The 2,001-nt window shown below is 70.9% G+C and carries 2 protein-coding genes and 1 pseudogene; 1 reads left to right on the plus strand and 2 read right to left on the minus strand.

Features of this window, described 5'->3' with window-relative positions; translation table 11 throughout:
* Positions 1-33: 33 nt before the first annotated feature.
* A pseudogene (locus tag FFI97_RS33475) lies at positions 34-795 on the plus strand (ATP-binding cassette domain-containing protein); the annotation flags it as partial.
* Here FFI97_RS33475 and queC read toward each other — a convergent pair.
* Positions 777-1,481, minus strand: coding sequence for a 7-cyano-7-deazaguanine synthase QueC (queC, locus tag FFI97_RS33480; RefSeq protein WP_062481313.1), 705 nt, complete (start codon positions 1,479-1,481; stop codon positions 777-779). The pseudogene FFI97_RS33475 and the gene queC overlap by 19 nt on opposite strands.
* Positions 1,482-1,567: 86 nt before the next feature.
* A partial coding sequence (locus FFI97_RS33485) for a DUF1854 domain-containing protein (protein WP_144004566.1) occupies positions 1,568-2,001 on the minus strand: 434 nt, incomplete at its 5' end.

The following is a 2,001-nucleotide window of genomic DNA, read 5'->3' on the forward strand; positions in this document are numbered from 1 at the left end:
AGCAGGCGCAGATGCTGACCGAGCTCGAGGAACTGGCGCACCACCACCGACCGCCTGATCAGCTTCGACGACGCGATGCGCGCCCACGCCGCGCGCGAAGACGCCCTGCAGCGCGAAGAAGGCGCCGCCGCGCTGGGCACCAGCGACCTCACGCTCGCGCTGCCCAATGGCACGCAGCTGCTGGCCGGTGCCGCGCTGGCGGTGCGCCCCGGCGACAGCGTGCTGCTGCAAGGCCCTTCGGGCAGCGGCAAGTCGACGCTGTTCCGCGCCTTCGCGGGCATCTGGCCGTTTGCACGCGGCAAGGTGCAGGCCCCGGCCGACGCGGTCTTCATGCCGCAACGCCCCTATCTGCCCGACGGCAAGCTGCGCGAGGCGCTGACCTACCCGCACCCGGCCGCCGGCTTCAGCGACGACCAACTGCGCCAGGCGCTGGTCGATGCGCTGCTGCCCGACCTGGTGAACCGGCTCGACGACAGCGACGCCTGGAGCCAGAAGCTCTCGGGCGGCGAGCAGCAGCGGCTGGCGATCGCACGGGTGTTGTTGAAGAAGCCGGCGTGGCTCTTCGCCGACGAGGTGACCAGCGCGCTCGATGCACCGGCCGAAGCCGTGCTCTACCAGCGGCTGGCCGACACGGTGCGCGCGGGCGGCGGTGCGATGGTGTCGATTGCGCACCGGCCGGCGGTGGGCGATTTCCACGGCCAGCGGTGGACGCTGGTGCCGCAGGACGAAAGCGCAGCCGGCGGCGCGCGCTACCGGCTCGATACCTCTACAGCGGCTCAGGCCGCAGCGACGTAACGCTCCCAGCCCTTCTTGCGCAGATCGCAGGCCGGGCATTCGCCGCAGCCGTAGCCCCAGGCCTGGCGGTGTTCGCGGTCGCCGAGGTAGCAGGTGTGGGTTTCTTCCACGATCAGGTCGACCAGCGGCTGGCCGCCAAGGCGGTGGGCCAGCGCCCAGGTCTCGGCCTTGTCGATCCACATGAGCGGCGTCTCGATGACGAGGCGGCGCTCCAGGCCGAGCGACAGCGCCAGCTGCATGGCCTTCATGGTGTCGTCGCGGCAGTCGGGGTAGCCCGAGAAGTCGGTTTCGCACACGCCGGTGACGATCACCTGCAGCCCGCGCCGGTAGGCCAGCGCGCCCGCCAGCGTGAGGAACAGCAGGTTGCGCCCCGGCACGAAGGTGTTGGGCAGGCCGTCGGCCTGCATGGCGAAAGCGACTTCTTCGGTGAGCGACGAGCCGCCGAGCTGCGCCAGCGCGGCCAGCGTGAGCACGTGGTCTTCGCCCAGGCGCGGCGCCCATTCGGGAAAGCGCTCGCGGATCTTGGCGAGCACGGTGCCGCGCACGTCGAGTTCGACGCGGTGGCGCTGGCCGTAGTCGAAGCCCAGGGTTTCGACGCGCTGGTACTTGGACAGGGCCTCGGCCAGGCAGGTGGCCGAGTCCTGGCCGCCGGAGAAGAGAACTAGGGCGGTGGTGTGCAGGGGCATGTCCGTCAACGGCGGGGCCGTTGTAGTGCAAATGCGCGATTTTCGCAGCCGATCGATGCTGCGGGCCGCCCTGTTCTGCGCTGCTTCTAGAGAAAGCGCTCCAGCAGCTTGCGCGACGCGCGATCCAGCGCCTTCGCGTCGGGAATGCGGAACTGCACGCCGTGCGCGCTCGCGATGAGCAGCGCGCCGCCCTCGAGCCGGCGGATGTCTTCCTCGGCCTTGAGCACGAAGCTGGTGTCGCCGCGGTCGGTGCTCACGGTCCAGGTGCTGGGCACGCCGAAGCTGGACACGCCGTGCAGCTTCAGCAAGGTGGGCGCGAAGTCGCGCACCGCGAGCTCTTCGGTCAGCAGCGCCTGGGTGGGCGCGGGCAGCTGGTCGACGCGGTCGACCCACACGAGTTCGCGGCCTTCGCTGCCGACGAGCGACACGCCCTCGTTGGGCGCGCTCAGCGGAAAGGCGCGCACGGGCGTCACGCCCACGTGGTGCTCGCCCTGTGCGTCGGTCAGCACGAGGCGCCCGA

It is taken from the genome of Variovorax sp. KBS0712 (assembly GCF_006323185.2).
Classification (GTDB): Bacteria; Pseudomonadota; Gammaproteobacteria; order Burkholderiales; family Burkholderiaceae_C; genus Variovorax; species Variovorax boronicumulans.